Source organism: Sphingomonas swuensis (assembly GCF_039538045.1).
GTDB classification, from domain to species: Bacteria; Pseudomonadota; Alphaproteobacteria; order Sphingomonadales; family Sphingomonadaceae; genus Sphingomicrobium; species Sphingomicrobium swuense.
Map to the genome: position 1 here is coordinate 2672192 of NZ_BAABBQ010000001.1, position 22054 is coordinate 2694245.

Genomic DNA, 22054 nt, shown 5'->3' on the forward strand with positions numbered 1-22054 from the left:
GGCGGCGGGTCAGACCGTCGCCAGCACTTGCCTTACCGCCTTGCCCAGCGCGTCGGCACGGAACGGCTTGGGCAGCAGGATCGCATCTGGCGCGGCCGCGCGAATCGCGTCGGTCTCGCTGTAGCCCGAGACGAACAGGATCGGCTGCTCGGCCCGCTCCGACCGGATCACCCGGGCGACCTCGGCGCCCGACATTCCGGGCATCAGATAATCGAGCACGACCAGGTCGGGGGCAGCTTCGCGGAACAGGGCCAGCCCCTCGCCGCCGTCCGATGCCTCGCGCACGGCGTAGCCGAGCTCCTCTAGGCTGGCGCAGATGAAGGCACGCACGTCGGGATCGTCGTCGACCACGAGCACCTGCGCCGAGGCGTGCGGCGAGCCGTGGTCGTCGTTGGCGGGAACGATCGGCTCCTGCACGACCGAGCCCTCCTCGGCATGGCGGAAGTAGAGCCGCACCACCGTACCCTCGCCGACCTTGCTCTCGATCCGCGCAGTGCCGCCCGACTGGCGTGCGACCCCATAGACCATCGACAGCCCCAGTCCGGTGCCGCGTCCGACCTCCTTGGTGGTGAAGAAAGGTTCGAAGGCGCGCTCGATGGTATCGGAATCCATCCCCTCGCCGGTGTCGGCGATGCTCAGTTCGAGATAGTCGCCCGGGTCCAGCTCGGCGTCGTCGTCGATCCGCAGCTTGCGCAACGTGATGGTCAGCAACCCGCCGCCCGGCATCGCATCGCGTGCATTGATCGCGAGGTTGAGCACCGCCAGCTCGAGCTGGGTCGGGTCGGCGAGAACCGGCTTGGGATCCTCGTCGAGTTCGAACTGCTTCTCGATTCCGGGGCCGAGCACGTTCCGCAGCAGCGGCCGCATGTTCTCGATCAATGGGGCGACGAGGGTTGGCCGGACTTCGAGCCGCTGCACCCGGCTGAACGCCAGTAGCTGTGCCGTCAGCCGCGCCCCGCGCTCGGCGGCTTCGAGCGCGTTGCGGGCGTAGCGCTCCAGCTTGGCGTCCTCGGCGCGCTTGACGATGAGGTCGAGCCCGCCGACCACCACCGTCAGGAGATTGTTGAAGTCGTGGGCGATGCCGCCGGTCAGCTGGCCGAGCGCTTCCATCTTCTGGCTCTGGCGGAGCTGCTCCTGGGCTCCGCGCAATTCGGACACGTCGCGTGCCTCGCCGACCAGATAGACCGGGCGACCGTCGGGACCGATCACCGGCTTGATCGAGGTGAGATGGGTCTGGCGCACTCCGTTGACCGAGACGTGCAGCTCGGCCTCGGCGGTCTCGCCCTCGGCTCCGCGGCGGATGAGGTCGCGCATGACGCGGGTCGCCTCGGGGTTGCCGGCGACCGGCGGCATTTCCCACGCCTTGTGCCGGTGCACCTCGTCGATCGGGCAGCCGAGCGCCTCGAGCGCGGTCCGATTGACCTCCAGATAATCGCCCTCGACCGTCATCAGGGCCATCATCTCGAGCGCGGTGTCGAACACGGCCCGGAACCTGACCTCGCTGGCTGAGAGCTCGGCCGTCCGTGCCTCGACCTCGGCCTTGAGCTGCAGTTCGCCGCGCTTGGCGACAGTGATGTCGAAGGCTGCGCCGATGAAGCCGAGCAATTCCCCGTCAGGCCCGAAGCGCGGGCTCGAGACCGAGCGCAGCCAGCGCCATTCGCCGTCGGCCCGCCGGTAGCGCGCCTCGATGGTGAAGGGGCGCAGGGTCGCTTCGCCGGCGATGCTCTCGCCCGCGACCCGCTCCCAGTCCTCGGGGTGGATGAAGTCCTTCCAGTCGTGACGCTCGACCTGGTCGCGCGTGATCCCGGCAAAGGAGAGATAGCCGTCGTTGACGAACTCGCGGCGGCGGTCGAGCCGGGTCACCCACATGATCACCGGCGCACTGTTGGCGATCCGCCGGAAGCGCGCTTCGGATTCGCGCAGTGCGCGCTCGGCGACCCGCTGCTCGGTGACGTCCTGCACCAGCACGACGACCCCGGTCACCCGCCCTGACTCGTCCTTCTGGGGAAGATATTCGGTCTGGAGCGCGATCGGCCCGCGCGAGGGATGCTCGAACGGCGCTGCGAACCACTGCCGCTCGCCCTGAAGCGCGGCGAGCATCATCGGCTCGCGCACCCGGAAGGCCTTCTCGCCCACCACTTCGCGCAAGGTCCGGCCTAGGATCGCCGCCCGCTTCATCTCGAAGAACTCGGCCAGCGCCTTGTTGCAGAAGCGGTAGCGCTGCTGCCTGTCGAGCAGCGCGATCGGCATCGGCAGTGCGTCGGCGATCGCCAGGACTCGAGAGAAGTCGAAGCCCTGGTCGGCAATCACCTGTCGCGCGTCGGCGTCGGCCTCGTCCATCCTGCCGTTTTACGCCAATGCGGCGACAGGCCAAGCGGACAATGCGCAAGGTTAGTGAACGAAGCGCGCCACCACGTCGCGATAGGAGCGGCTGACCTTCACCTGCGCGCCCGAGTTGAGCACCAGGAAGCATTCGCCGTTGGTGTGCGGCTTCACCTGACGCACGAGGTCGAGGTTGACGATGGTCGACCGGTGCACCCGCTGGAAGCGGCGCGGGTCGAGCCTCTTCTCCAGATCCTTCATCGTTTCGCGCAGGATCAGCGTGTTGTCGCCGGTCTGGATGCACATGTAGTCGCCGGCCGCGTCGATCCGCTCGATCGTGTCGACGTCGACCCGGAAGATCTGCCCCTGGTCCTTGATGTTGATCATCTTCTCGAAGCGACCCGGGGCAAGGTCGGCGGGACCTTCCTCTTCCAGTTCGCCAGCAGCCTCGGGCGCATGCTCGGCAAGCACCTCCTTCAGTCGCTCGGCCTGGCTTGCCGCCCCGCGTTCCGCGAGCCGCTGACGGACCCGTTCCATCGTCGTTGCGAGCCGGTCCTCCAGTACGGGCTTTTCGAGATAATCGACCGCCTGCACTTCGAACGCGCGAAGCGCATGCTCGGAATAGGCCGTGACGAACACGAACAAGGGCGGCTCGACGTCCATCAGTCCCTGGATGACCGAAAAGCCGTCGAACCCCGGCATCTGGATGTCGAGGAAGACGAGGTCGGGCTTGTGGGTCTTGATCGCGCGGATCGCCTCGCGGCCGTTGCTGGCGGTGGCGATCACCTCGACATCGTCATGCGCCTCGAGCCGGAGCCGGAGCCCCTGGGTGGCCAGCGGCTCGTCGTCGACGAGGATGGTGCGAATGCTCATTGAGATCCTTCTGGTTGGGCCGCCCGTCACTCGCCCAGCGGGCGTGCGTCGAGCGGTATCTCCACAATAACGCTGAAACCCCCCTGTTCGTTCGTCCTGGTCGTAAAGCGATGCCGCTGACCATAGGCTTGCGCCAGACGGTCGCGGGTGTTCGCCAGACCGACCCCGGTGCTCTGCGTGGCGACCAAGGCGTCCTGCCCGCCCGAGCCGTTGTCGGCCACTTCGATCCGGACCATTTCGCCATCGGGGATCGCCGTCAGCCAGATATCGGCGCCAGTTTCGCTCGGAGTCACCGCATATTTGATCGCATTCTCGATCAGCGGCTGGAGCAAGAGGCTCGGGAGCCGGGCGCCGATGGTCTGGGCCTCGATCCGGAAGTGCGGACGGAGCCGGTCCTCGAAGCGCATCTTCTCGATCTCGAGGTAGAGCTTGAGGGTCTCGACCTCCTGCGCCAGCGTCACCTGCGCGGTCGGCTCGTTGGCCAGCGTGTAGCGCAGGAAGCTGCTCAACCGCGCCAGCATGGCGTTCGCCCGCTCGGTCTGCTTCAGAAGTACCAGGGTCGAAATCGAGTTGAGCGTATTGAACAGGAAATGCGGGTTGAGCTGGTAGCGCAGCATCGCCAGCTGCGCCGAGCTCGCCTGGGTCTCGAGCAGCGAACGCTGGTCGATCTCCTCCTCGAGCAGCAGGTAATAGTTGATCCCGTAGTAGAGCGCCGACCAGGCCGCGAGCAGCGCGAAGTTGAGCAGGATCGGGCCGAGCAGCTGGACCCCCACCGGGCTCGCTCCAGGCCGGACGAAGGTTGCATGGCTCCATGTCTCGATGACCGAGAAGGCGGCCGAGGCGACCACCACCGCGGCGAGGCTCAGGATCACCGTGTAGAGCGCCTTCATGACGATCAGCCGGCGGTAGAGCGAGGCGAGCAGCAAGGTCAGCGAATAGCCGGTCGCGGTCAGCAGCAGCGTGTGGACCACGAACATCGCCGGCACCGCATTGGCGATCCCGCTCAGCGTCCGGAGGATGAAGTAGCCGGCCCACCCCGCCGACTGGAGCACCCAGAAAGCGCGGTTCTTGTCGGCGAAGAAGGGCGCGTCCAGCCCGACCGTGCGCGCGATCGGACCCGACCGCGGCTGCAGCGCACGTGCCCGTTTCGATCGCGGCTCCACCCGCTGGAGGAGTGCCGCGCTATCGCTGGCCATGACGGATCGAGCCGCTGAGCATCAGCGCGATATAGCGGCGGGCGTCCGCCATTGCGAGCCACCGCTCGCCGCGACGTTGCCACGGGCGACGGCGGGTGCCATCCCATGGGTCGAGGAGTCGAAGCCATGACCGACCATCCCGCCCACGCCAGCTTCACCGCGATGGAGCACGGCACCGCCGAGGACTGGCAGGTCATCGCCAGCCACTTCTCGCCCTTCGCCAAGGCCCTGCCCGACCGGGTGCTCGCCCACCTTCGGCTGCTCGACGGCGATTATGGCGGCTTCCCGATCGATCGGCTCCAGCACAGCCTGCAGACCGCCACCCGCGCCCACCAGGCCGGCGAGAGCGAGGATTATGTCGTTATGGCGCTCCTCCACGACATCGGCGACACGCTCGGCAGCTACAATCATCCCGACATCGCCGCGGCGATCCTCAAGCCGTTCGTGAGCGAGGAGCTGCACTGGATCACCGCCCAGCACGGCATCTTCCAGGGCTATTACTTCTTCCATCACCTCGGCATGGATCGCGACATGCGCGAGGCCTATCGCGGCCACCCGCACTTTGAGGCGACCGCGCGCTTCTGCGAGCGCTACGACCAGGCCGCCTTCGATCCCGCCTTCGCCAGCGCCCCGCTCGACTTCTTCGAGCCGATGGTCCGCCGGGTCATGGCGGCGCCGCTCAGCAGTATCTACAAGTCGGCGGTCGACTGACGCTATCGCCTTCATTCACCTGTCATTACAGGGCTCTGCACAAAGGAGCCTTCATGACCCGCCTCGCCATCCTGCTCGCTTCCGCCGTCGCCCTGTCCGCCTGCCAGAGCCTTTCCGGCCCGGTGACCGGTGCCCGCCAGATCGCCCCCGTGCTCGCCACGGCGGACGCGGTCGACCCGCACAGCTTCGCCCGGCCGCTCGAGGCGAGAGTGACCAATGTCGCGCTCGACCTCGCCGTCGACTTCGCTGCCCGCCAGGTCGCCGGCAGCGCGACGCTCGACATCCAGCGTCAGGCCAGCGCCCGCGAGATTGTCCTCGACAGCAAGGGCTATCAGGTGTCGCGGGTTGTCGACGCCGACAGCAACGCGCCGCTCGCCTACAATTTCGGGACCGGTACCGAGGCGCTCGGGCGTCCGCTGAGCATTGCGCTCGCGCCGACCACCCGGCGGATCCGGATCGATTATCGAAGCGCCGGCGACGGCTCGCTCCAGTGGCTCCAGCCCTCGCAGACCGCGGGCAAGCGCCAGCCCTATCTCTTCAGCCAAGGCCAATCGATCTTCAACCGCAGCTGGATCCCGACGCAGGACAGTCCCGGAATCCGCCAGACCTGGGAAGCGCGGATCACCGTCCCCGAGGCGCTGACCGCGGTGATGAGCGCTCCGTCCGCTAGCGCTCGGCCGCTGGCCGGACCGGGCACCCGCACCTTCACCTACCGGATGGCCGAGCCGGTCGCGCCCTACCTGATCGCGATCGCGGTCGGCGACCTCAAGTTCCAGCCGCTCGGCGCGCGCACCGGCGTCTGGGCCGAGCCGGTCACCCTTCCGGCCGCCGCCCGCGAGCTCGAAGACACCGAGAAGATGGTCGAGACCGCCGAGCGGCTGTTCGGCAAGTATCGCTGGGGCCGCTACGATATGATCGTGCTCCCGCCCTCCTTCCCCTTCGGCGGGATGGAGAATCCGACCCTAACCTTCCTGACCCCGACTTTCATCGCCGGCGACAAGAGCCTCACCAGCCTGATCGCGCACGAGCTGGCCCACAGCTGGTCGGGCAATCTCGCCACCAACGCCACCTGGGCCGACTTCTGGCTCAACGAGGGCACCACCACCTACGCCGAGCGGCGGATTGTCGAGGAGGTCTACGGACCCAAGGTCGCCCGCCAGCAGGTCGCGCTCGGGATCGACGCGCTCGAAAGCGCGATCCAGGACAATGGCGGGCCGACCGGCGCCGACACGCGGCTCGCGATCGACCTTCGCGGTCGCCACCCCGACGATGGCCTCACCGACATCGCCTATGAGAAAGGCTCGGCCTTCCTCCGCATGGTCGAGGCCAACGTCGGTCGGCAGCGCTTCGACACCTTCCTGCGCGGCTGGTTCGACCGCCACGCCTTCCAGCCGGTGACCAGCGCGATGTTCCTCGCCGACCTCCGCCGCGAGCTGGTGCGGGGCGACGCCGCGCTGGAGCAGCGGCTCCAGCTCGACCGCTGGGTCTATGGCACCGGAATTCCGACCAACACGATCGCCGCCGATCCGCAGGCCTTCGCCGAGGTCGATGCCGCGGTCGCCGCCGCCGCACGCGGCACCCTCCCCTCGGCAGCCTGGACCGGCTGGACCACCGACGAGCGTCTGCGCTTCCTCACCCGTCTGCCGCGAAAGCAGAGCCCGGCGCAGCTCGACGCGCTCGAGCGCAGCTTCGGCCTCAACGAAACCGGCAACAACGAAGTGCTGTTCGCCTGGCTGACGCTGGCCGTCGCCAACCGCTACCAGCCCGCAGTTCCCGCGCTCGAGCGCTTCCTCACCGCCCAGGGCCGCCGCAAGTTCGTCCGGCCGCTGATCAAGACGCTTGCCGAGGACCGGAGCTGGGGCCGGCCGATCGCGGTCCGGGTCTATCGCCAGGCGCGCCCGCTCTACCATCCGCTGGTCACCGCCGAGCTCGACAAGCTCGGCCTCAACTAGCGGCGAAGGGTCAGTCCGAGCCACAGTCGCCGCGGGGTCGCGCGTTCGTCGATCCCGTCGGCGCTGCGGGCGGCGAGCACCCGCGCGTTGGTCAGATTTTCGCCTCGCACCCGAAGCGCCAGCCCGTCGCGCAGCGGCCATGACGCGCTCGCGTCGAGAGTCGTCGCGGCCGGCAGCCGGAGCGTTCCAAGATCGTCCTCATTCTGCGCGCCGACATGGCGCAGCTGCAGCCCGAGTTCGCGCCAGCCGATCTCGGCGGTCGCGGTGAGCCGCGGGACCTGCGCCGGCCGCAGCCCGTCGAGCGGCCCGCTGTCCCGGACGTGCGCGGAAACCATGCTCAGCGTCCCGCTCGCGCGCCAATCGCCCCGGCTCCAGCCGAGCGCCGCCTCCACGCCCTTCGTGTCGAGCGCAGCGACATTCTCGCGCCGGCGGTAGGTACCCGCGACGAAACCGACGCCGGGGAAGGTCCCGGGTCCAGTCCCGCGGGTGACGTTGATGATCGGATTCCGCAGACGATTGGCGAACAGCGTCGCCGACGCGCTCCACGGACCCCGTTTCCACTCGGCCCCGGCCTCGATCCCGCGCAACCGCTCGGGTTTAAGCGCCGCATTGGCCGCCACCGCGTCGCGCCCGACCCGGAAGGGCCGCACCAGCTCGTTCAGTGTCGGCAGCCGCCACCCGAGATAGGCCGCGCCACGAAGCGTCAGCGCGCGTCCGAGTGGCAGCCGGGCACCGACGCGGCCGCTCGGCACCGTACCCTCGCGGTCGGGCGCCTGTTCGGACAGGAGGAGCGCGCCCGTCGACCGGTTCCGCTCCTCGAGCGACAGGCCGCGCAGCCACCAGCGATCGACCCGAAGGGCTCCGCTCAGCGTCACTGATCCGACCGGCAAGGTGAGGTCGCCGTACAGGCCGGCAGTCGCCTGCCGGCCCTCGGCCACGCGGTCCCGGGTCGGACGCCCGGCGACAAAGCTTGCCTCCTCTTCCGATGCTCCCCGCGCCACTCGCCCATCGGTCCCGAGCCTGAGGGTCGCCAGCGGCTGCCATTCCGCATTCCACCCGGTCGCCTTCGCCGGCACGAACTGGCTGAGGGTCGGCGAGACGCTCGATCGGTCGGCCGAGGCGCTGGCGAAGGCGCTCTCGAAGCGCCGTTCCTGGTGGAAGAGGGTGACGCTGCCGCGGTTCGCCCGGCGCCAGCGGAGCGACAGGTCTGCGCCGCGGCTGGCGTTGGCGGTACCCGGAAGTCCGCGCTCGCGCCGATCCGCGAACAGTGCCGCCGCCGCGCTGAAAGCCCCCGCGCGAAGTCCAAGCCGGGTGCCGCCATACGCAAATGGCGAGCGCCGGTCGGCCACTCCGCGATCCTCCGCCACCACCGGGATGAAGCCCGCGTCGGTGCCGCCCCAGGCCGCAAGCGAGGTTCCGCCGTGGACCGCCGCCAGCCGTGCCTCGCCCGCTCCGTGCAGCCCGCCGTCGAGAGCCGCGCGCAGCCCCGGCGTCCGGTCGCTGTCGAGTTCGATCGCTCCGGCCAGCGCGCCAGGCCCGACCGTGACGTTGCCGCCGCCACGGGTCACCCGCACCTCGGCGAGCCCGGCGGCGTCGAGCGACGGCCAGACCAGCCAGCCGCCGAACGGATCGCCCTGCGGAACGCCGTCGAGCAGCACCACCATCCGGCTTGCGGCATTGCCCCCGAGCCCGCGCGCGCTGATGCCCTGCGTCGTCGGATTGGCGCTCCGCGCGCCCGAGCGGCGGAACAGCTGCACCCCCGGCACCGCCCGGACGATATCCTCGAGCGCCTGGCTGGGCGCCCGCTCCAGAGCCGGCCGGCCGAGCACGACCACGTCCTGCACCGCCTCCCCCGCAAGCGGCGGAAGCGCGCGGGCGGTAATGACGATTGGCGGCGGCGAAGGCTGGTCGATCACGAGATCCTGACGGCAGGCGAATGGCGGAGCGGGAGGGATTCGAACCCTCGATACGGTTTTGCCGTATACTCACTTTCCAGGCGAGCGCCTTCGACCACTCGGCCACCGCTCCGCATTTCCGTGATGCCTGGACGGGCGGGTCCTTAGGGCCTGTGTGCGCCGGGAACAAGCCGTGCGGCTAGGGCGTCTCCAGCCGTCCCGCGACCACCTGCGGCCAGCCCTGCCAGTCGAGCCGGTGCGAGAAGCGCGCGGTCGCGCCGGTCGCCTGCATGTAGTTGAACAGCGCCCGCGTCTCGTGCCCGGAGAATTCGTCGAAGATGACGTCGTAGGCCTTGAACCGCGACCCCAGCGCGAACAGCAGGAAGATGGTCGAGGAATAAAGGTCCGCGTCATAGTGGACGACCAGGTGCTTGCCCCGCGCGAGCTCCTCCAGCTCGTCGAGCAGGGGTGGCACGCTGTCGCGGAACCAGCCCCGGACGAAACGCACTCGCGGATCGTCGACGACCGGCAGCGCCCCGCCCTGGTCGAAGCGCTCGGCCGCCATGCCGCGCCAGTCCTCGGGCAGTCCCTCGAAACTGTCGAAGCCGAGGAAGCAGCTGTCGGAATGGCGGTTGAGACCGGCGAGGTAGCGCATCGATTCGCCCTGCCACGAGCCGAACTCGAGCAGCAGGATCGGCGTCTCGGGATCAGGCAGCGCTTCCTGCCAGAGCTTCTCGCGCCCACGCTCGATGATCGCGGCCCAGCTGCTCCCCGGCGGGCGATGATGCTTCGCTCCCGCAAGAGTGAGCTCGGTTTCCGCGATGTTGTACTCGGTGAGCTTCTCGAGGAAATCACGCGACAGTCGGCGTCCGATCAGCGACTTGAGACGCGCCTTGGCGGTAAGCAGCACATTCATGGGGCAAAACTAGGCCGGGGTTCGGGATTGTCTACACCCACTTCGGCAACTTGCCCTTGGGTCGGGGTCGCCTTCCCGCTAGTGACATGCCCTATGCGCCCGTTCGGACTGGCCCCCTCGCTCGAGGAAATCGAGGCGCTTGCGCGCACGGCGCTGGAGCGCCTGCCCGAGCCCTTCGCGGCGACCGCCCGCAGCGTTCTGCTGAGCGTCGAGGAATTCGCGGACGAGGCGACTCTCGCCGAAATGGGGATGGAAGACCCCTATGAACTCACCGGTCTCTATGTCGGCCGGCCACTCACCGAACGGAGCTTCGATGAGAGCGGGCGCTTCCCCGACCGCGTGTTCCTGTTCCGATCACCGATCCTGCTCGAATGGTGCGAGACGAACGAGAGCCTCGAGCATCTCGTCACCCATGTCCTGGTCCATGAGATCGGCCACCATTTCGGGCTCAGCGACGAGGACATGCACTTGCTCGAACAGGCTGCAGGCGCCTGATGCATCTCGCCGCCGAGGGGCTGGCGCTGGAGCGCGGCGGACGATTGCTGTTTCAGGGGCTCGACCTCGCCCTTGCCGCGAGCGACGGCGTCGCGGTGACCGGTCCCAACGGAGCCGGCAAGTCGAGCCTTCTGCGCTGCCTTGCCGGACTGCTCGCGCCCACGGCGGGCCGCATTCATCGCCAAGCCCAACTCGCCCTTGCCGACGAGCGCCTCCCGCTCGACCCCGAACTGCCGCTTGCCCGGGCGCTTGCCTTCTGGGCCGCCGGAGACATCAGCCCGGCAGTGAACGCACTCGGCCTTGCCCCGCTCGCTGAGGTGCCCGTCCGGATCCTCTCGTCGGGCCAGCGAAAGCGGGCCGCGCTCGCGCTCGCGGCAAGCGCCGAGGCTCCTGTGTGGCTGCTTGACGAGCCGTTGAACGCGCTCGACGCACCATCCGCTCGGGCGCTCGACCGCCTGATCGCCGAGCATCGCGAGGCGGGCGGGGCGGTGGTCGTCGCGACCCACCAGCCGCTCGGCGGCGAGTGGCGCCGGCTGGAGCTCGGCCGCTGATCGTCCGCCTGATCCTGCGCGACCTGCGCCGCTCGCTCGGCGGCGGAGCGTGGCTTCCGCTCGCCTTCTTCCTGCTGGTGGCCATGCTCGTCCCGTTCGCGGTCGGCCCCGATCCGCGCCTGCTCGGCCGGATCGCCCCTGGGATGCTGTGGGTCGCGGCGCTGACCGCTGCGCTGCTCCCGGTCGAACGGCTGATCGAACCCGACCGGGCCAGCGGAGTCATCGACCAGCTCGCCGTCCGCGGACTGCTGATGGAGGAGGTCGCGCTTGCCAAGCTCGTCGCTCACTGGCTGAGCTTCGGGCCGCCGCTGCTGCTCGCCGCGCTTCCCGCCGCCGCCCTGCTCGGGATGGACGGAGCGGCGCTTGGCCGAACCCTCCTTACCCTCGCCATCGGCACGCCCGGGCTGGCCGCGCTCGCGGTCGCGGTCGCAAGCCTGACCGCTGGCCTGCCGCGCAGTGGGGCGCTCGCCGCGCTGCTCCTTTTGCCACTCGCCATTCCGCTGCTGATCTTCGCCGCCGGGGCAGCCGGGGACCCCCGCGCCGGCGCGCTTGCGCTCGAGGCCGCGGTCAGCCTGTTCCTTGTCGTCGGCACGCCGTTCCTCGCCGGCGCGGCGCTTCGGATGGGACGGACCTAGGGCGCCCAGCGGGCAAAGATGGCAGTCGGGAGCAGCAGGCCGCGCGCTTCCTCGCGCACCGCCATCTCGCCGCAGGTCACCGTCCCGCCGAGTGCCCCGAGCTTCTGCCGCACCAGCTCGGCGATGCTGAGCGCACTCATCCGGACCGCATAGACCGTCAGCACAAGGAAGCGGCTGTCCTTGTCGAGCAACCGCGCGCAATCCTCGATCAGGCCGGGCAGATGCTCTTCCAGCCGCCACGTCTCGCCGGTCGGCCCGCGCCCGAACTTGGGAGGATCGAGCAGGATCCCGTCATAGCGCCGCCCGCGCCTTACCTCGCGCGCGGTGAACTTGGCCGCATCGTCGATCATCCAGCGGATCGGGCGCTCGTCGAGCTCGGCCAGGTGCGCATTGTTCTTGCCCTGCTCGACGCTCTTCTTGGACGCATCGACATGGGTCAGCCGGGCTCCCGCGTCGCTCAGCAGGAGCGTCCCGACCCCGGTGTAGCCGAACAGGTTCATCACCTCGGCCCCCTCGGCGCGCGCACGCATCCAGTCCCATTGAGGCGCCATGTCGGGGAAGAACTGGAGATGCCGGAAGGGCGTCAGGCTGGCCTCGAAGCGCACTCCGTCGCGACTTAGCGGCCAGCTTCTCGGGACCTGCCGATGGTGGACCCAGCGTCCGCCGCCATCCTCGTCGCTGCCGGGCACGAAGGTCGCGTCCGGGTCCCAGTCGTCGCGCGCCGGCGCCCACATCGCCTGCGGCTCGGGCCGGACCACGCGGATGTGGCCATAGCGCTCATATTTGGCGCCGTTGCCGCAGTCGATCAGGCCCCAATCGGCCCACGGCTCGGCGACGATGGTCTCGAGCCCGCTCATGCCGCCTTCGCCGCCGGAAGGCCGATGGTCGCTTCCGCCCGTCGCCCGGCGAGAAGCCCAGCGCCCGCCGCGCGGACCGTCTCGACGTCCAGCGCCTGAAGCCGCGTGGTCAGCTCGTCGGGCGAGATCAGCCGCCCGTGGATCAGCCACTGCCGAGCCGCCAGGGTCGCCAGCCCCCACGGGGTCTCGCGGCCCATCGCCTGCCCCGCGCGGACCTGAGTCCGGGCGCGGTCGAGCTCGCGCTGGTCGAGGGTCGCGGCGGTCTCGCGGAGCACCTCGTCGATCAGCCCCTGCGCCGCCCGAGCCTGATTCCGGGCCATCGCCGAATGGACGTAGAACAGGCCGATCTCCTCGTGGCCGTGAAGTCCGGCGCTGACCGTATAGGCGAGGCCGCGCTCTTCGCGCACCGCCTGGAACAGCCGCGACGAGGTACCTCCGCCCGCGATGTCGGCGAACAGCCGCGCCGGCAGATGGTTCTCGGCACGGATCGCGGGCGCCGCCCAGCCGGCGGTCAGCTGGGCCTGGTCGGCCTTGGCCCGGGCGCGGCGCAGCCGCGGGGTGAAAGTCGCCGCCTCCGACCGCTCCGAGCGACCGCTTCCGAGCCCCCCGAGGTGAGTCTCGGCGAGCGCGACCAGCGCATCATGCTCGATCCGCCCCGCGGCCGAGAGGACGATGGAGCCCCCGCGATAATGGTCGTCGCGCCAGGCAAACAGGTCGGCCGGCCCGATCGAGCGAACGCTCTCCTCGCTGCCGAGGATCGAGCGGCCGAGCGACTGGCCGGAGAAGGCCGCGCCCCACAGCTCGTCGAAGATGATGTCGGACGGCGTGTCCTCGGCCTCGGCCAGCTCTTGGAGCACCACCTCGGCTTCGCGCGCGAGGTCCGCGCCCTCGAAATGCGGCCGGCTCACAAGCGCGCCGAGCAGCTCCACCGCGAGCGGCACATGCTCGGCGAGGACCGCGGCGGTGAAGCTCGTCGAGTCGCGCTCGGTATAGGCGTTGAGTTCGCCGCCGACGTCCTCGATCGCCTCGGACAGTGCCCGCGCCGAGCGCCCGCCCGCACCCTTGAAGACCATATGCTCGAACAGGTGCGCGAGCCCGTTCAGCCTCGCCTCCTCGTGGCGCGAGCCGACGTCGACGAACAGACCGACGCTAGCGGTCTCGAGACCGGCCATCGGGCTGCTGATGACGGTCACGCCATTGGCGAGATGACTGATCCGGCTCACGCTCGTCCCTTCCTCCGGCCGCGAAGCGCCAGACCATAGATGATGAGCGCACTGACGGCGAAGGCAAACCACTGGAATGCATAGCTGCGGTGATTGTTGGGCACTTCGGCAAGGCTCGGGGCGGGGTTGGCCGACAGGCCGGCGAGCGGGGGATCGGCGACGATCATCGGGTCCGGCACCGCATGGTCGAAGCCGCGCCGGAGCACCGAGCGCTTGTCGGGTGCCGGAGTGAGGTAACCCGCGACCGGTCCGCCGTTCCACCTGGCGCCGGTAGCAGGCCGCGGGGTCGTGCCGAGCTGGACGACCAGCGTTCGCCCGCCGTCCATCGCCGTGCAATCGGCGAGCAGGCGGAAACCGAATTTGCCGGCACCCTCGATCCGCGTCGGACGAGGCCCGCCGCCGCAGATGGTTCGCGCCCGTCGGAACAGGTCGGAGTCGAGGTCGACCCGGTCGGTCACTTCGAGTGGAGCGCTGCGCAAATTTGCTTCGTAGCGGGCGAGCAGCGCTTCCTTCTCGCTTGCCCGCCCAAGCTGCCAGAAACCGAGCGCGACCATCGCCGCGACCGCCGCGACCACCACCAGCGTCGCCAGGATCGGAAGGCGCGTCACGGGACCAGCCGTCCCTCGCGCGCGGCGTTGCGATATTCGGCGCCGAGCAGCCACGCCTTGGCCAGACGAAGCCCGCCGAGCGTCAGCCCGAGCCCGAGCGGAAGCCAGACGAGATGGACGTAGAAAGGCGGCTCGGCGGCGGCATCGAGCAGGAGCGCACCGACGACCAGGATCGCACCGACGATCAGGATGAGGAAAGCGGCCGGGCCGTCACCGACGTTGAACTGGGTGAAGTCGAGCCCGCAGGACTCGCAGCGGTCGCGGAAACGAACAGGGCCGGCGAACAGCCGGCCCTTGCAACATCGGGGGCAGGTGCCGGCGAGCCACTGGCCCGCCGGTCCCTTCAGCCCGCTCAGCCGTGCCACTCGGCACCCCATCCACCCCACAGGTAGATGGAGATGAACAGGAACAGCCAGACCACGTCGACGAAGTGCCAGTACCAGGCCGCCGCCTCGAAGCCGAAATGCTTCTCGCGGGTGAAGTCGCCCTTCACGGCGCGAACGTAGCAGACGATCAGGAAGATGGTCCCGATCAGCACGTGCGCGCCGTGGAAGCCGGTCGCCATCATGAAGGTCGAGCCGTAGACGTTGCCGCCGCTGGCGCTGACGAAGCCGAACGGCGCATGCGCATATTCGTAGGCCTGGATCGCGCTGAACACGATGCCGAGCGCGATAGTCGCGAGAAGGCCCTTCTTGAGCCCGTCACGGTCGCCGTTGATCAGGCTGTGGTGGGCCCAGGTCACCGTCGTGCCCGAGCAGAGCAGGATCAGCGTGTTGAGAAGCGGAAAGCCGAGCGGATTGATGACCGGCATGTCCTTGGGCGGCCAGACGCCGCCGACGCTCTCAACCGCGCTCGGGAAGAGCGCGTTGTCGAAGAAGGCCCAGAACCAGGCGAGGAAGAACATCACCTCCGAGGCGATGAACAGGATCATCCCGTAGCGCAGGTGCAGCTGGACGATCGGCGTGTGGTCGCCCGCGCGGCTCTCGTGGACGACATCGCGCCACCAGCTGAACATGGTCAGCAGCACGCCCGCGAGCCCGGCAAGGAGCACGAAGCGGCCGTAGGGATTGTCGTGCATCCACAGCACGCCGCCGGCGGTCAGCGCCAGCGCCGAGAAGCTCCCGATCAGCGGCCACAGGCTCGGCGGAAGGATGTGGTAGGGATGGTTGCGGGTCGCGGCCATGGGTCCTCGGAGTAGCGCGTGAATGACGAACGTGGATGGCGCTCTAGCCGGGTTGGCCGGGCTTTTCTACGGGATAAAAAGTGTAGGAGAGGGTGATTTCCTCGATGTGACTGGTCGCAGGATCGGTCCGGATCTTGGGGTCGACGAAGAACACCACCGGCATCTCGACCCGCTGCCCGCCGCGTAGCGTCTGCTCGGTGAAGCAGAAGCATTCGAGCTTGCTGAAATATTGTCCGGCCGCCGCCGGCGAGACGTTGAAGGTCGCGCTTCCCGTGGTCGCCCGAGCGACCAGGCTCTTCGCCGAATAATAAGTGACGATCCGTTCGCCCGGAACGACCTTGACCGTGTTGGTCCCGGGCTTGAACTCCCAAGGCAGCGCGGGATTGATGTTGGCGTCGAAGCGCACTCCGACCGGGGCTAGCGCGGTCTGGCCGCCCGGCGCGAGCGCGGCACGCATCGGGGTCCCGCCGAAGCCCGTCACCTGGCAGAAGATCCGGTAGAGCGGGACGCTGGCGAAGGCGACGCCGACCATGAACATGACGAACAGCACCGCCCGCGCCGCGACCTTGCGGTTGCGGACAGCGAGTTCGGCGCTCGCGGCCGTCACCGGTTCACCGTCAGCTTCGCGATGGTGATGGCGAAGGTCAGCGCGATGAAGGCGAAGAGGAGGATCGCGGTCACCCGCGCCGCCTTGCGCTGCCGCGCCCGGATCACCTCGTCCTCGGGCGCACTCACAGGAAACGATCCAAGACCAGGGCTCCGAACAAGGCGAACAGATAGAGGATGGAGAAAGCGAACAGCTTCTTCTCCGGCTTCATGCCGGCCGGCTCGGTCGCCTTGTTGGCCAGCACCATCAGGCTAAGCCCGACGAACAGCAGGCTGAGCAAGGCGGCCGTGAGGCCGTAGATGGCGCCGGTCAGCCCGAGCGCCCAGGGCGCCACCGCGCAGGCCGCCATCGGCAGCGTGTAGAGCGCGATCTGCCGCCTCGTGTGGGTCGGGCCCGACACGACCGGAAGCATCGGCACGCCCGCCGCGGCATAGTCGGAGCGGACGAACAGGCTCAGCGCCCAGAAATGCGGCGGGGTCCAGAGGAAGATGAGCAGGAACAGCAGCACCGGCAGGAGCGCCAGCTCGCCGGTCGCCGCGACCCAGCCGATCAGCGGCGGGAAGGCGCCTGCCGCGCCGCCGATGACGATGTTCTGCGGTGTCCGGCGCTTGAGCCAGACGGTGTAGATGCCGACGTAGAAGAAGATGGAGAAGGCGAGGATTGCCGCCGCGAGGTGATTGGCGGCGAGGTCCATCAGAACCACGCTTCCCGCGCTCAGGCCGACTCCGAATTGCAGCGCGGTCTGGGGGCTGAGCCGACCGCCCGGCAGCGGCCGGCCTTGCGTCCGCTTCATCTTGGCGTCGAGGTCCGCTTCATACCATTGGTTGAGCGCCCCGGCTCCGCCAGCGCCGAGCGCGATGCAGAGCACGGCGGTGAAGGCAAGGACCGGGTGCATCGTGACCGGGGCCGCGAGCAGTCCGCACAGGCCGGTGAACACCACCAGGCTCATCACCCGTGGCTTGGTCAGCGCGAACAGGTCGCGCCAGTCGGCCGGGAGGTCGCGGGTGGAGACGGCGGTGCTCATGATGCGGCGGGCATATAGGTCATGATGTCCCCCGGCGGAAGCCGGGGTCCCGCACCTTCGACAGAGGGAAGAACTGGCTTCCTGCTTTCGCGCTTGTGCAGCTAGGGTGAAGCCATGACCATCCGAATCGCTTTTGCAATCATCAGCTTGGCGCTGGCCGGCGCCCCGGCGTGGGCCCAGGCTTCAACGCAGGCCTCACCCGCGGCGACCCCCGCTCCGCTGGCCGATCTCGTCCAGGTCGAGCTCCAGACCGAGAAGGGCCGGATCCTCCTCGCGCTCGATCGCGGCCGGGCTCCGCTGACCACCGCCAACTTCCTGCGCTACGTCGATGCCGGCCGCTTCGACGGGATCACCTTCTACCGCGCCATGCCCTACGGCAGCGGCAACGGACTCATCCAGGGTGGCATCACCAAGGATTCGCGCCTGCTCTACCCGCCGGTCGCGCACGAGCCGGCGAGCAAGACGGGAATCGCGCACGAAGCGGGGACCATCCTCCTCGCCAACGCCGGCCCGGGCACTGCCCGGAGCGACTTCTTCATCACTCTGGGTTCGATCCCCTTCGACGACGACTTCGCGCCGTTCGGCAAGGTGGTCGAGGGAATGGACGTGGTGAAGGCGATCTTCGCTTCGCCGACGTCGCCCACCAAGGGGGTCGGCGCGATGAAGGGCCAGATGCTCGAGCCCGGTATCGTCATCCGCTCGGCGAAGCGCGTTCCGGCCAGCACCGCGAACTAGGCGAGACGAGCATCGGGCGGCGGGACACTAGCCACGTCCCCCGTCGTTCAGCCTGGACCATTCCAGGAGATCGACCATGCTTCCCTCGCTTATCATCGGCGCCCTTTCGGGCCAGCGCGCCCTGACCCCGCTCGCCGCCGTCTCGATCGCCGCGGCGCGTCACCGCCTGCCCGAGGAGAATGCGCCGCCGCCGCTGCTCGACAAGCCCTGGGTCGCCGGCGGCCTGCTCGCGGTCGCGGTCGCCGAGATGGTCGGCGACAAGTGGCCCAAGTCGCCCAACCGGACGGTCCTCTCGGGCAGCACCGCGCGCTTCCTCACCGCCGCGGCGGCCGGTGCGGCGCTCGCCCCCCGCGAGGAACGGGTGAAGGCCGGGCTGCTCGCCGCCGTCACCGCGGTCGGCACCGCCCACCTCGGGCTTGCCGCGCGGCTGCGCTCGATGAAGCGCTGGAGCCAGGCCCGTACCGGCTTCGTCGAGGATGCGCTGCTCCTCGCCGGTACCGCGCTCGTCATCCGCCAGGTCGCGACCCGCTAGAACGACGAAGCCCGCCCTGCTCGGAAAGCAGGGCGGGCTCCTTGTCGAGTCGAGGCTTCGAGGATCAGTCGATCTTCGGGAGCACGTCGAACTGGTGGTATGGCGGCGGGCTCGGCAGCGTCCACTCGAGCGTCGTCGCGCCTTCGCCCCACGGATTGTCGCCCGCCTTCTTGCCCGCGAACAGCGACCAGAAGACGTTCAGGAAGAACACGCCCATCGCCACCACGGTCACGAGATAGCCGACCGACGAGATGTAGTTCCAGTAGGCGAACGCCTCGTTGTAGTCTGGGATACGGCGCGGCATGCCGTCGAGCCCGAGGAAGTGCTGCGGGAAGAAGATCAGGTTCACGCCGACGAACATGATGAAGAAGTGCACCTTGCCGAGCGGCTCGTTGTACATCTTCCCGGTCATCTTCGGGAACCAGTAGTAGAAGCCCGCGAACAGGCCGAACACCGCGCCGAGGCTCAGCACGTAGTGGAAGTGCGCGACCACATAATAGGTGTCGTGCATGTAGGTGTCGACGCCGCCGTTGGCGAGCACGACGCCGGTCACGCCGCCCACGGTGAACAGGAAGATGAAGCCGATCGCGAACAGCATCGGAGTCGGGAAGGTGATCGACCCGCCCCACATCGTCGCGATCCAGCTGAAGATCTTCACGCCCGTCGGGACCGCGATGATCATGGTCGCGGCGGTGAAGTACATCTTCACGTTCACGTCCATGCCGGTGGTGAACATGTGGTGCGCCCAGACGACGAACCCGACGACGCCGATCGCGACCATGGCGTAGGCCATGCCGAGATAGCCGAAGACGGGCTTGCGGCTGAAGGTGGCGATGATCTGGCTGACGATGCCGAATGCCGGCAGGATCATGATGTACACTTCGGGGTGGCCGAAGAACCAGAACAGGTGCTGGTAGAGCACCGGGTCGCCGCCGCCGCTCGCGTCGAAGAAGGCGGTGCCGAAATTGCGGTCGGTCAGGAGCATGGTGATCGCCCCCGCCAGGACCGGCAGCGCCAGCAGCAGCAGGAAGGCGGTGACCAGGATCGACCACACGAACAGCGGCATCTTGTGCAGGGTCATCCCCGGCGCGCGCATGTTGAAGATGGTCGTGATGAAGTTGATCGCGCCGAGGATCGAGCCCGCACCGGCGAGGTGGAGCGCGAAGATGGCGAAGTCGACCGCCGGCCCGGCGGACCCGCTGGTCGAGAGCGGAGCGTAGACGGTCCAGCCGGTACCCGCGCCGATCCCGGTGCCGCCGCTGGTGAAGGTCGACAGCAGGAGCGAGCAGAAGCCCGCCACGGTCAGCCAGAAGCTGATGTTGTTCATCCGCGGGAAGGCCATGTCCGGAGCGCCGATCATGATCGGGACGAACCAGTTGGCGAAGCCGCCGATCAGCGCCGGCATGACCATGAAGAAGACCATGATCAGGCCGTGGCCGGTGATCAGCACGTTCCAGTGGTGATAGGCCTCGTCGATGTTGGCGCTTCCCGCGCCCAGCGGCCAAGCCCCGGTCAGGATCTGGATGCCCGGCTCGGCAAGCTCGGCCCGCATGATGCCCGAGATGGCGCCGCCGACGATCCCGGCGATGATCGCGAAGATCAGGTAGAGGGTGCCGATGTCCTTGTGGTTGGTCGACATGAACCAGCGGGCAAAGAAGCCCGGCTTGTGGTCATGGTCGTCATGCGCATGGGCGTCGGCATGACCCGCCTCGGCGGGGGTCAGCTTCATGGTATCGGCGGTGGTGGCCATGTCGGGTCCGCTTCTCGTCTTAATTGGTGCTGCTGTCGGGCGCGCGGTTGGCGACGCCCGGCTGAGTATTTCCGGGCGCTGCCGGCTGCGGCGCGATCGGCGGAGCGGCCGGAGTCGCACCCGCGACCGGCGCCGGGGCGCTCACCGCCGCCGGGCTGACCTGGGTCGCCGCGGTGCTGTCCGCCGCCGCCGGGGTTGCACCCGGCATGGTCCCGCCCTTGGTCGCGACCCACTGCGCGAAGCGCTCTGGGGTCACCACCTCGACCGCGACCGGCATGAAGGCGTGGCGCGCGCCGCAAAGCTCGGAGCACTGGCCGAAGTAGACGCCCGGCCGGTCGACCTTGACCCAGGTCTCGTTGAGGATGCCCGGGTTGGCGTCGGTCTTGGTCCAGAAGGCCGGCATGGCGAAGCTGTGGATGACGTCGTTCGAGGTGACGATGAACTTCACCACCTTGCCCGCCGGGATCACCAGCCGCTCGTCGACCGCGAGCAGGCGCGGGCCGTCGGCGTCGGTGCGGAAGCGGGTGCCGGCGGCGACCTCGTTGCGCTCCTTGAGCATGTTCGAGACGATCTCGAACCCGCCATTGTCCGGATACTGGTAGGACCAATACCACTGGTTGCCGATCACCTTGACCGTGAGGTCGGCAGGCGGCGGGCTGTACTGGTGGCGGATGAGCCGGATCGAGGGCACCGCGATGGCGACCAGCACGAGCACCGGAAGGAGCGTCCAGAGCACCTCGACCAGCGTGTTGTGGCTGGTCCGGCTCGGGGTCGGGTTGGCGCTGCGGCGATAGCGGATCATGGTCCACACGAGCAGCGCGAGGACGACGATGCTGATTGCCGCGCACAGCGCCAGCAGCCAGTTGTCGTGGAAGGCCGATGCTTCGCGACCGACCGGGGTGAACTGGTCCTGCAGGCCCATCCGTCCGTCGGGCATGCCGATGCCCGGGGTCGGGACCGCATGGTCGAAGGTCGCGGCCGGGGCCGCACCCGGGGCCACCGCGCTGGCGCCGGTGGCGTCGCTGCCGGCCGCCGGCGTCGCCGGGGCTTCGGGCGTCGCCGCCGGGTTGGCGGTTGCCGCGCTCGGTCCTGCAGTGGCCGGAGCGGTGGTCGCCGGCGTGGTCGCTTGTTGCGCCTGCGCAGCCATGGGCGCGAGGCCGGCGGCGGCAAAAGCGATCAGCCAATGTTTCAGTGTCATCGAAGCCCCGGTAACAGGTTCAGCAGAAAGGGCGCCCGCGCGGAGCCCCCTTGAAAGTGGCGGCCTTATAGCAGGGTGCGCTCCTCCCTCAAGCGCTTGTCTGCCCTCTCCCTTCGACCTAATCGGAGGCGCAATGAAAGGCGGTGCCAAGCCCATGACCGAAGAGCAGATCCTGGCCGAATTCCGCGCCGCCGAGGCCCTTCTCGAGGGCCACTTCATCCTTAGCTCCGGTCTTCGCAGTCCACGCTATCTCCAGTGCGCGCGTGTGTTGATGGACCCTGCCCGCGCCGAACGCCTCGCCCGCGCGCTCGCCGACAAGCTGCCCGCCGACATCCGGGCCCGGCTCCAGGCGGTGGTCTCCCCGGCGATGGGCGGAGTGATCATCGGCCACGAGATGGGCCGGGCGCTCGGCCTTCCCGCCATGTTCGTCGAGCGTCCCACCGGCACCTTCGAGCTTCGCCGCGGCTTCCGCCTCGATCCCGGCACCCGCGTGCTGCTGGTCGAGGATGTCGTGACCACTGGCCTGTCGAGCCGCGAGGCGATCAAGGCCATTGCCGAATCCGGCGGCGAGGTGATCGCCGCGGCCTCTCTTGTCGACCGCTCGAACGGCACCGCCGATCTCGGCGTCCCCTTCACCCCGCTGATCCGCCTCGACGTGCCGACCTACGCCGCCGACGACCTCCCCCCCGACCTCGCCGCCATTCCCGCGATCAAGCCGGGGAGCCGGGCGGCGGCATGATTGAACAATAGGAGTTGGGCTGCCATCTGTGCGGCTGATGCGACACGAGAAG

Annotated in this window: 23 protein-coding genes and 1 tRNA gene; 8 read left to right on the forward strand and 16 right to left on the reverse strand. The window is 68.9% G+C overall.

What is annotated here, in order from left to right; all coding sequences use genetic code 11:
• Nucleotides 1–9: 9 nt before the first annotated feature.
• The 3 genes from ABD727_RS13330 to ABD727_RS13340 are packed head-to-tail and all read right to left on the reverse strand — an operon-like array spanning nucleotide 10 to nucleotide 4391.
• Nucleotides 10–2340 carry a PAS domain-containing hybrid sensor histidine kinase/response regulator gene (locus ABD727_RS13330; protein WP_344707876.1) on the reverse strand — a complete coding sequence of 777 codons (2331 nt, stop codon included), beginning with the start codon at nucleotides 2338–2340 and terminating at the stop codon, nucleotides 10–12.
• Between the two features lie 51 nt (nucleotides 2341–2391).
• Entirely contained in the window at nucleotides 2392–3195 is an 804-nt protein-coding gene (locus ABD727_RS13335) for a LytR/AlgR family response regulator transcription factor (protein ID WP_344707877.1), read from the reverse strand.
• Between the two features lie 26 nt (nucleotides 3196–3221).
• Nucleotides 3222–4391 carry a sensor histidine kinase gene (locus tag ABD727_RS13340; RefSeq protein ID WP_344707878.1) on the reverse strand — a complete coding sequence of 390 codons (1170 nt, stop codon included), beginning with the start codon at nucleotides 4389–4391 and terminating at the stop codon, nucleotides 3222–3224.
• Between the two features lie 126 nt (nucleotides 4392–4517).
• Between ABD727_RS13340 and ABD727_RS13345 the strand changes: the two genes are divergently transcribed.
• Both ABD727_RS13345 and ABD727_RS13350 read left to right on the forward strand, forming a co-directional pair.
• On the forward strand, nucleotides 4518–5102 hold the full coding sequence (locus ABD727_RS13345; RefSeq protein ID WP_344707879.1) for an HD domain-containing protein: 585 nt from the start codon (nucleotides 4518–4520) through the stop codon (nucleotides 5100–5102).
• Nucleotides 5103–5155: 53 nt separating this feature from the next.
• On the forward strand, nucleotides 5156–7054 hold the full coding sequence (locus ABD727_RS13350) for a M1 family metallopeptidase (RefSeq protein WP_344707880.1): 1899 nt from the start codon (nucleotides 5156–5158) through the stop codon (nucleotides 7052–7054).
• Here the strand turns inward: ABD727_RS13350 and ABD727_RS13355 are convergent.
• From ABD727_RS13355 to ABD727_RS13365, 3 genes are all read right to left on the reverse strand, one after another.
• On the reverse strand, nucleotides 7051–8970 hold the full coding sequence (locus tag ABD727_RS13355; protein ID WP_344707881.1) for a TonB-dependent receptor plug domain-containing protein: 1920 nt from the start codon (nucleotides 8968–8970) through the stop codon (nucleotides 7051–7053). The two genes, ABD727_RS13350 and ABD727_RS13355, sit on opposite strands and share 4 nt — an antisense overlap.
• A gap of 21 nt (nucleotides 8971–8991) precedes the next feature.
• Nucleotides 8992–9082: transfer RNA gene (locus ABD727_RS13360), tRNA-Ser, on the reverse strand.
• Nucleotides 9083–9148: 66 nt separating this feature from the next.
• Entirely contained in the window at nucleotides 9149–9865 is a 717-nt protein-coding gene (locus tag ABD727_RS13365; protein ID WP_344707882.1) for a TylF/MycF/NovP-related O-methyltransferase, read from the reverse strand.
• A 93-nt stretch (nucleotides 9866–9958) separates the two neighbouring features.
• On the opposite strand from ABD727_RS13365, the gene ABD727_RS13370 reads away from it, so the two are divergent.
• Genes ABD727_RS13370 through ABD727_RS13380 form a run of 3 tightly spaced genes read left to right on the forward strand, consistent with a single transcriptional unit; the run spans nucleotide 9959 to nucleotide 11546 of the window.
• The gene (locus ABD727_RS13370) at nucleotides 9959–10360 is read left to right on the forward strand and encodes a metallopeptidase family protein (protein WP_344707883.1); all 402 of its coding nucleotides are present in this window, start codon (nucleotides 9959–9961) and stop codon (nucleotides 10358–10360) included.
• Nucleotides 10360–10911 (forward strand): heme ABC exporter ATP-binding protein CcmA, encoded by a 552-nt coding sequence (ccmA, locus tag ABD727_RS13375; RefSeq protein ID WP_344707884.1) that lies wholly within the window; start codon nucleotides 10360–10362, stop codon nucleotides 10909–10911. The genes ABD727_RS13370 and ccmA overlap by 1 nt, the downstream gene beginning before the upstream one ends.
• Complete coding sequence (locus tag ABD727_RS13380; RefSeq protein WP_344707885.1) at nucleotides 10884–11546, forward strand: heme exporter protein CcmB; 663 nt, start codon at nucleotides 10884–10886, stop codon at nucleotides 11544–11546. Before ccmA ends, ABD727_RS13380 begins: the two co-directional genes overlap by 28 nt.
• On the opposite strand, the gene ABD727_RS13385 is transcribed toward ABD727_RS13380, so the two are convergent.
• The 8 genes from ABD727_RS13385 to ABD727_RS13420 are packed head-to-tail and all read right to left on the reverse strand — an operon-like array spanning nucleotide 11543 to nucleotide 17048.
• Entirely contained in the window at nucleotides 11543–12403 is an 861-nt protein-coding gene (locus ABD727_RS13385) for a class I SAM-dependent methyltransferase (protein WP_344707886.1), read from the reverse strand. The genes ABD727_RS13380 and ABD727_RS13385 overlap by 4 nt on opposite strands.
• Complete coding sequence (locus ABD727_RS13390; RefSeq protein ID WP_344707887.1) at nucleotides 12400–13626, reverse strand: M16 family metallopeptidase; 1227 nt, start codon at nucleotides 13624–13626, stop codon at nucleotides 12400–12402. Before ABD727_RS13390 ends, ABD727_RS13385 begins: the two co-directional genes overlap by 4 nt.
• Nucleotides 13623–14234 (reverse strand): SURF1 family protein, encoded by a 612-nt coding sequence (locus ABD727_RS13395; RefSeq protein WP_344707888.1) that lies wholly within the window; start codon nucleotides 14232–14234, stop codon nucleotides 13623–13625. The genes ABD727_RS13390 and ABD727_RS13395 overlap by 4 nt, the downstream gene beginning before the upstream one ends.
• On the reverse strand, nucleotides 14231–14599 hold the full coding sequence (locus ABD727_RS13400) for a DUF983 domain-containing protein (protein ID WP_344707889.1): 369 nt from the start codon (nucleotides 14597–14599) through the stop codon (nucleotides 14231–14233). Before ABD727_RS13400 ends, ABD727_RS13395 begins: the two co-directional genes overlap by 4 nt.
• Nucleotides 14587–15417 (reverse strand): cytochrome c oxidase subunit 3, encoded by an 831-nt coding sequence (locus ABD727_RS13405; protein ID WP_344707890.1) that lies wholly within the window; start codon nucleotides 15415–15417, stop codon nucleotides 14587–14589. The genes ABD727_RS13400 and ABD727_RS13405 overlap by 13 nt, the downstream gene beginning before the upstream one ends.
• A 43-nt stretch (nucleotides 15418–15460) precedes the next feature.
• Nucleotides 15461–16024 carry a cytochrome c oxidase assembly protein gene (locus ABD727_RS13410; RefSeq protein WP_344707891.1) on the reverse strand — a complete coding sequence of 188 codons (564 nt, stop codon included), beginning with the start codon at nucleotides 16022–16024 and terminating at the stop codon, nucleotides 15461–15463.
• Nucleotides 16021–16152 (reverse strand): hypothetical protein, encoded by a 132-nt coding sequence (locus ABD727_RS13415; protein ID WP_344707892.1) that lies wholly within the window; start codon nucleotides 16150–16152, stop codon nucleotides 16021–16023. The genes ABD727_RS13410 and ABD727_RS13415 overlap by 4 nt, the downstream gene beginning before the upstream one ends.
• On the reverse strand, nucleotides 16149–17048 hold the full coding sequence (locus ABD727_RS13420; RefSeq protein ID WP_344707893.1) for a heme o synthase: 900 nt from the start codon (nucleotides 17046–17048) through the stop codon (nucleotides 16149–16151). Before ABD727_RS13420 ends, ABD727_RS13415 begins: the two co-directional genes overlap by 4 nt.
• 114 nt (nucleotides 17049–17162) lie before the next feature.
• On the opposite strand from ABD727_RS13420, the gene ABD727_RS13425 reads away from it, so the two are divergent.
• On the forward strand, nucleotides 17163–17783 hold the full coding sequence (locus ABD727_RS13425; protein ID WP_344707894.1) for a peptidylprolyl isomerase: 621 nt from the start codon (nucleotides 17163–17165) through the stop codon (nucleotides 17781–17783).
• A gap of 76 nt (nucleotides 17784–17859) precedes the next feature.
• Nucleotides 17860–18315, forward strand: coding sequence for a DUF4126 family protein (locus tag ABD727_RS13430; protein ID WP_344707895.1), 456 nt, complete (start codon nucleotides 17860–17862; stop codon nucleotides 18313–18315).
• 64 nt (nucleotides 18316–18379) lie between these two features.
• Here the strand turns inward: ABD727_RS13430 and ctaD are convergent, their stop codons facing one another.
• Nucleotides 18380–20065, reverse strand: a complete 1686-nt coding sequence (ctaD, locus tag ABD727_RS13435) for a cytochrome c oxidase subunit I (protein WP_344707896.1) — start codon at nucleotides 20063–20065, stop codon at nucleotides 18380–18382.
• Between the two features lie 19 nt (nucleotides 20066–20084).
• A complete protein-coding gene (gene coxB, locus ABD727_RS13440; RefSeq protein WP_344707897.1) occupies nucleotides 20085–21263 on the reverse strand; it encodes a cytochrome c oxidase subunit II in 1179 nt (392 codons plus the stop codon).
• A gap of 154 nt (nucleotides 21264–21417) precedes the next feature.
• On the opposite strand from coxB, the gene pyrE reads away from it, so the two are divergent.
• Nucleotides 21418–22002, forward strand: coding sequence for an orotate phosphoribosyltransferase (gene pyrE, locus ABD727_RS13445; RefSeq protein ID WP_344707898.1), 585 nt, complete (start codon nucleotides 21418–21420; stop codon nucleotides 22000–22002).
• The last annotated feature ends 52 nt before the right edge of the window (nucleotides 22003–22054 follow it).

Coding starts and splice junctions, on each gene's coding strand:
- ABD727_RS13330 (WP_344707876.1), bottom strand. CDS start 2,340: ATGGACGAGGCCGACGCCGACGCGCGACAGGTGATTGCCGACCAGGGC.
- ABD727_RS13335 (WP_344707877.1), bottom strand. CDS start 3,195: ATGAGCATTCGCACCATCCTCGTCGACGACGAGCCGCTGGCCACCCAG.
- ABD727_RS13340 (WP_344707878.1), bottom strand. CDS start 4,391: ATGGCCAGCGATAGCGCGGCACTCCTCCAGCGGGTGGAGCCGCGATCG.
- ABD727_RS13345 (WP_344707879.1), top strand. CDS start 4,518: ATGACCGACCATCCCGCCCACGCCAGCTTCACCGCGATGGAGCACGGC.
- ABD727_RS13350 (WP_344707880.1), top strand. CDS start 5,156: ATGACCCGCCTCGCCATCCTGCTCGCTTCCGCCGTCGCCCTGTCCGCC.
- ABD727_RS13365 (WP_344707882.1), bottom strand. CDS start 9,865: ATGAATGTGCTGCTTACCGCCAAGGCGCGTCTCAAGTCGCTGATCGGA.
- ABD727_RS13370 (WP_344707883.1), top strand. CDS start 9,959: ATGCGCCCGTTCGGACTGGCCCCCTCGCTCGAGGAAATCGAGGCGCTT.
- ccmA (WP_344707884.1), top strand. CDS start 10,360: ATGCATCTCGCCGCCGAGGGGCTGGCGCTGGAGCGCGGCGGACGATTG.
- ABD727_RS13385 (WP_344707886.1), bottom strand. CDS start 12,403: ATGAGCGGGCTCGAGACCATCGTCGCCGAGCCGTGGGCCGATTGGGGC.
- ABD727_RS13405 (WP_344707890.1), bottom strand. CDS start 15,417: ATGGCCGCGACCCGCAACCATCCCTACCACATCCTTCCGCCGAGCCTG.
- ABD727_RS13420 (WP_344707893.1), bottom strand. CDS start 17,048: ATGAGCACCGCCGTCTCCACCCGCGACCTCCCGGCCGACTGGCGCGAC.
- ABD727_RS13425 (WP_344707894.1), top strand. CDS start 17,163: ATGACCATCCGAATCGCTTTTGCAATCATCAGCTTGGCGCTGGCCGGC.
- ABD727_RS13430 (WP_344707895.1), top strand. CDS start 17,860: ATGCTTCCCTCGCTTATCATCGGCGCCCTTTCGGGCCAGCGCGCCCTG.
- ctaD (WP_344707896.1), bottom strand. CDS start 20,065: ATGGCCACCACCGCCGATACCATGAAGCTGACCCCCGCCGAGGCGGGT.
- coxB (WP_344707897.1), bottom strand. CDS start 21,263: ATGACACTGAAACATTGGCTGATCGCTTTTGCCGCCGCCGGCCTCGCG.
- pyrE (WP_344707898.1), top strand. CDS start 21,418: ATGACCGAAGAGCAGATCCTGGCCGAATTCCGCGCCGCCGAGGCCCTT.